The 4637-nt window shown below is 61.7% G+C and carries 11 protein-coding genes; 6 read left to right on the forward strand and 5 right to left on the reverse strand.

The annotated features are described in order from the left end of the window. Both O2S87_RS18065 and O2S87_RS18070 read left to right on the forward strand, forming a co-directional pair. On the forward strand, window positions 1–299 hold a 299-nt coding region (locus O2S87_RS18065), incomplete at its 5' end, for a zinc ribbon domain-containing protein (RefSeq protein WP_475410129.1). A 25-nt stretch (window positions 300–324) separates the two neighbouring features. Further along, window positions 325–609, forward strand: coding sequence for a hypothetical protein (locus tag O2S87_RS18070; RefSeq protein ID WP_475410130.1), 285 nt, complete (start codon window positions 325–327; stop codon window positions 607–609). A gap of 17 nt (window positions 610–626) precedes the next feature. On the opposite strand, the gene O2S87_RS18075 is transcribed toward O2S87_RS18070, so the two are convergent. The 3 genes from O2S87_RS18075 to O2S87_RS18085 are packed head-to-tail and all read right to left on the reverse strand — an operon-like array spanning window position 627 to window position 2059. Further along, a complete protein-coding gene (locus O2S87_RS18075) occupies window positions 627–1232 on the reverse strand; it encodes a uracil-DNA glycosylase (RefSeq protein WP_475410131.1) in 606 nt (201 codons plus the stop codon). Window positions 1233–1256: 24 nt separating this feature from the next. Further along, window positions 1257–1838 (reverse strand): endonuclease dU, encoded by a 582-nt coding sequence (locus O2S87_RS18080; protein WP_475410132.1) that lies wholly within the window; start codon window positions 1836–1838, stop codon window positions 1257–1259. A gap of 14 nt (window positions 1839–1852) precedes the next feature. Continuing rightward, entirely contained in the window at window positions 1853–2059 is a 207-nt protein-coding gene (locus O2S87_RS18085) for a DUF5786 family protein (protein WP_475410133.1), read from the reverse strand. An 80-nt stretch (window positions 2060–2139) separates the two neighbouring features. Here O2S87_RS18085 and O2S87_RS18090 point away from each other — a divergent pair, with 80 nt between their 5' ends. Next, window positions 2140–2763 carry an MBL fold metallo-hydrolase gene (locus tag O2S87_RS18090; protein WP_475410134.1) on the forward strand — a complete coding sequence of 208 codons (624 nt, stop codon included), beginning with the start codon at window positions 2140–2142 and terminating at the stop codon, window positions 2761–2763. 11 nt (window positions 2764–2774) lie between these two features. On the opposite strand, the gene O2S87_RS18095 is transcribed toward O2S87_RS18090, so the two are convergent. Next, window positions 2775–2924, reverse strand: a complete 150-nt coding sequence (locus O2S87_RS18095) for a 50S ribosomal protein L40e (RefSeq protein ID WP_475410135.1) — start codon at window positions 2922–2924, stop codon at window positions 2775–2777. A 73-nt stretch (window positions 2925–2997) separates the two neighbouring features. Further along, window positions 2998–3264 carry a thioredoxin family protein gene (locus O2S87_RS18100; protein ID WP_475410136.1) on the reverse strand — a complete coding sequence of 89 codons (267 nt, stop codon included), beginning with the start codon at window positions 3262–3264 and terminating at the stop codon, window positions 2998–3000. A 109-nt stretch (window positions 3265–3373) separates the two neighbouring features. Between O2S87_RS18100 and O2S87_RS18105 the strand changes: the two genes are divergently transcribed. Genes O2S87_RS18105 through hisE form a run of 3 tightly spaced genes read left to right on the forward strand, consistent with a single transcriptional unit; the run spans window position 3374 to window position 4506 of the window. After that, a complete protein-coding gene (locus O2S87_RS18105; protein WP_475410137.1) occupies window positions 3374–3538 on the forward strand; it encodes a preprotein translocase subunit Sec61beta in 165 nt (54 codons plus the stop codon). Window positions 3539–3583: 45 nt separating this feature from the next. Further along, on the forward strand, window positions 3584–4195 hold the full coding sequence (gene pdxT / locus O2S87_RS18110; protein WP_475410138.1) for a pyridoxal 5'-phosphate synthase glutaminase subunit PdxT: 612 nt from the start codon (window positions 3584–3586) through the stop codon (window positions 4193–4195). Continuing rightward, window positions 4192–4506: a phosphoribosyl-ATP diphosphatase gene (hisE, locus tag O2S87_RS18115; RefSeq protein WP_475410139.1), complete on the forward strand. Its 315-nt coding sequence runs from the start codon at window positions 4192–4194 to the stop codon at window positions 4504–4506. Before pdxT ends, hisE begins: the two co-directional genes overlap by 4 nt. The last annotated feature ends 131 nt before the right edge of the window (window positions 4507–4637 follow it).

Genomic DNA, 4637 nt, shown 5'->3' on the forward strand with positions numbered 1-4637 from the left:
TGGTGGAAGTTTCAGAGCGTAACACGAGCAAGACGTGTTGCGTTTGCGGTAGAAAAGACGATAGTCAGCGTGTCAAGCGTGGCCTCTACGTCTGTGAGGAGTGTGACGCGGCGTTCAACGCTGACGTGAATGGAGCCGAGAACATCCGTCTCAACATCAACGAGGAAAGTAACTCCGAGTCTGCAACCGATTTGGGTGGAGATAGGAGTACCGGCTGGTTGGCACAGCCTGGAGTCTACCTTTACGACTTGTCCAGCGGATTCCAACCGCAGGCACAAGTGGTAGGCTGCAAACCGTAATATCCCAATCCAGCGGCGTGTTGCCGTGGGATTCCCGCGTCTTCAGGCGCGGGAGGATGTCAATTGTACCGCACGCGTCAGCGAGCGAGACAGGCTCGCGACAACGGCCGAAGACATTCCGGGCGTTCTCGAAGTCATGACGCTCATGACTGGAACCGGTAACGTACATATTCGAGCGGCCGCGGTCAGCAAAGACGATATCACTGGCATTGCACAGCAGTTAGACGAGTTGGGCCTCGTCGTCGAACGCGAGCATCTGATCAGGACCAGCACGTATCAGCCGTTCACACTGTTCGGTCTGGGTGCCTAGAGTCGAACCCAGCGGCGTTAGTAGTCGCCCAGTCTGGACTGGCCGTTGGCCGACCCGTCACCCTCGCCGAATCCGCCGAGGTCGACGGCGGTCGCGATCGTCTCGAAAAACGTCTCGCGCTGGCTGCGGTCGTACAGTGTTGCCGCGGGGTGGACCGACAACAGCACGCGCTGGGAGCGTTCGCCGAGGCGAGTTTCGACGATGTCGCCAGCCTCCGAGGTGATGGCCACCGACCGACCCAGCAGGTGTTCGCTCGGGACCTTACCGAGTGTGACCACGAGTGCGGGGTCGAGACGGTCGATCTCGGTGTCGAGATAGCCGCGGCAGTTGGCGAGTTCTTCCTTTGTCGGATCGCGGTTCTCCGGCGGTCGACACCGTACACAGTTGGTGATCCGAACCTCCTCGCGCAGCACGCCCGCCTCGCCGAGCGCGTCGTCGAGGACGCTTCCCGAGCGGCCGACGAACGGTTCGCCTTTCGTGTCCTCGGTTTGGCCCGGCCCTTCGCCGACGAACACCACGTCGGCGTCCTCGGGGCCGACACCGTTGACGATCCGACTTCGAGAGTCGACGAGCGCGGGACACCGTGTGCAGTCACGGACGCAGAGTCCCTCCATCTGTTCCATGCGAAACCGCCGGGCGCAAGCGGCTTAATCCTCGGTGTTTCGGTCCTCAAGCATGAACTCGCGGCCCGCACGCGCCGCGAGCCGGGCGACCCGCAGCGGTTCGGGTCGACCGCTGGCCTCGGGTGTGAACGTTCGAACGACCTTGGCGGCCTCCTCGAAATCAAGATCGACTGACCGGACGAACAGTCCCTCGTCGTCGACCGAAACCCGTCGACGGGGTGGGAGTCGGTCGTAAATCGCAAGCCGCCGATCCAGTTCTTTGCCGGAGAAATTCTCGCAGAGCGGGCCTTCGAGTCCGTCGCTGGCCTCGAACGAAACCGAGATCACCGGCCGGTCGGCATGGTCGGCGAGCCCCGCGAGGTCGACGAGGTTGAACCACGCGGGCGCGATGCCGGCGACGAGAATCCACCGCACGTCGGGTCGATCAAGGCGGTCCCAAAGCTCACAACAGGTGGCAGTGGCGTCGCTCGCTCCGGTTGTACACGTCGCAAATACGATATCGTCGACGACACGGTCGGCGCGGACGACCGCCCCACCGAGCAGGCTCTGGTCGGTGGTATCCGAAGCGGCGATGCCGAGCGCGCGACTCCCATGCTTCGGAGCCATGCGTCAAACGGTCGTTACTCGGCGGCTTCGTCGAGTTCGTCGGGGTCGTCGGGCGCTTTCATCTCTTGGAGTCGATCGAGCAGTTCGTCGTTCGAGGCGCCGATTTCGAAGTCGACCGAGCCGGTGTGGTCGCTCTCGGCAGTGTCGACGCCGTTTTCCTCGAAGTCGGTGTCGAACTCCTGATTCTCCTGTTCGGACTCATCGTAGCTTCCAAACCCCATATAAGTATATATACGCGAGCCGTGTACAAAAATCCCCGCGCACAACTCAGGCTTTTTACTCTCGACCGCTTTCGACCGGTATGGAACCGATCAACGTCACCGAATCGGCCGACGTCTTCACCTGTAACGCCTATCTCGTCGACGGCGAGGTTTCGACGCTCATTGATGTGGGCTCGATGCCCGGCGTCGAGTCGGTCGTCGCCGACCACGTCGAGACGCTCGACCAGGTCGTGCTCACCCACCAACACACCGACCACGTCGCCGAACTCGACGCCCTCGTCTCGGCGTACGACGTCGAGGTCTACGCCCACGGCGATCACCCACACCGAACCCACAGCATCGACGACGGCGAGACGATCACCATCGGCGACGAGGTGTTCGAAGCCATCTACACGCCGGGGCATGCCGCAGACCACCTCTCGTTTTTCAGCGAGTCGACGCTGTTCAGCGGCGATGTCGTGGTGTACAACGACGGCGCGTTCGACGACGGCAGTTTCGGTCGAACCGACCGACCGGGCCAGTCGCGCGAGCGACTCATCGAGAGCCTCAAAGCGATTCTGGATCGACTCCCCGAGTCGGTGTCGTCGATGTATCCCGGCCATGGACGGGCGTTCCACGATGAGGAAGACGGAGACACCGTTCGAACGGTGATCGAGCGGGCGCTCGAACGCGCCGAGCGGCGAGAGTTGAAGTATCCAGAATAGAAGCCGACAGATCAGGCCGCGCGGCGTTCTTTGGCTTTGGGTCGGAGTCGGTCGTAGCCGCATTTCCGACAGCTCTTGGCGCGTGGCGAGTTGCGGGCGTTGCACCGCATGCAGATCTTCTTGTTGAGGGTTCGCTCGGTGGCGTTCTCGTTGCTAGGCATGGCCGGTCGTTGTTTGCGTCGCTGTTTAAGCGTTCCGAGACGACCAGCCGTCCACAAGAAACCCGTCAGTCAGCTACGCGCCCGCCTCGTCGAGGGCGGCTTCGATGTCCTCGCGCTGGGTAACGCCGACGAAGCGGTCGACGATGCCGTCGTCGTTTTCGATCACTAGCGTCGGCAGCGACCGTACCTGATACTGATTGGCGACGTCTTGGTTTTCGTCGACGTCGACTTTGGCGAACTCGACGTTCCCATAGTCGTCTTCGAGTTCGTCGAGGATCGGATCCTGGGTTTTACACGGGCCACACCAGTCTGCGTAGAAATCTGTGAGTCGAACCGTCATTTGTGTTCCCGCTTGCGGCTTGCCGAGGCTGGCCCATAAGCGTTTCCACCACGCCAGCGCCGACCGTCAAGACGAAACGCTTAGGTCGGCGACGACCTGTGTTCGGAACATGAGCTCAGGCGACAACTCCGGCGGGCTAATGTCGAGTGCCGGGCTGGTGCGGTACTTCGACTCCGAAGACACGAACGCGATCCGAATCAGTCCGAAGACGGTGATCGCTTTCTGCGTGCTGTTCGGCGTCTTCGTCCAGCTACTGACGCTGCTGTTCCTCTGAGCGGTCGAACGCGGTCTTTTTCCCCACGCCCACCCAGTAAAAACCATGAAGGCAGGCGTTATTGCAGTCCAAGGCGACGTGAGCGAACACGCCGCGGCGATCCGACGTGCCGCGGCCGCCCACGGCGTCGATTGCGCGGTCCACGAGATCAGAACGAGCGGTACCGTCCCCGACTGCGACGTCCTGTTGATGCCGGGCGGCGAGTCGACCACCATTTCGCGACTCCTTGCTGACGAGGGGATCGACACCGAAATCCGCGCCCACATCGAGGCGAACAAACCACTATTGGCGACCTGCGCGGGCCTGATCGTCGCCGCGCGAGACGCCAAAGACGACCGCGTCCAAACGCTCGACCTTCTCGACGTAACGGTCGACCGCAACGCGTTCGGCCGACAGGCCGACAGCTTCGAAGCGCCGCTCGACATCGCGGGGCTCGACGAGCCGTTTCCGGCGGTGTTCATCCGCGCGCCGCTGATCGATTCGGTGGGCGAGGGCGTCGACGTACTCGCCGCGTGGGAGGGCCAGCCGGTCGCGGTTCGACAGGGCTCGATCGTCGCCACCTCGTTCCACCCCGAACTCACCGCGGACACGCGGCTCCACCAACTCGCCTTTTTCAATGACGAAAAGGCGGTTGCGCCCGTGGAGGTCGACCAATGAGCGACACGGAGAACGAGCCAGTCGACGGTGAGGTACTCGACGAACTGTTTGCAACGATCAAACAGCGACAGGCCGAGCTACCTGAAGGGTCGTATACGGCGTCGCTGTTCACCCACGAGAAAGGCGAAAACGAGGTACTGGAGAAGCTGGGCGAGGAGTCGACCGAACTCATTCTGGCCGCCAAGGACGATGATCTCGACGAACTGCGGTACGAGTCGGCCGACTTCATCTACCATCTGCTCGTGTTGTTTGCGATGAAGGGGCTGACGGTCGACGACCTGCGCGAGGAACTCGAATCCCGATTTAAGTAATACTCTCGGCTCTGCACGTTTAAGTAGGCCCCAACTATACACCGTATTGACAGCAAATGCTGCCGATCACGGACTTCCTATCGTGTACTGATCCGCTGGACGACTTCGACTCGCTGTCATATCACCAGACT

Source organism: Halohasta sp. A2, from assembly GCF_056175805.1.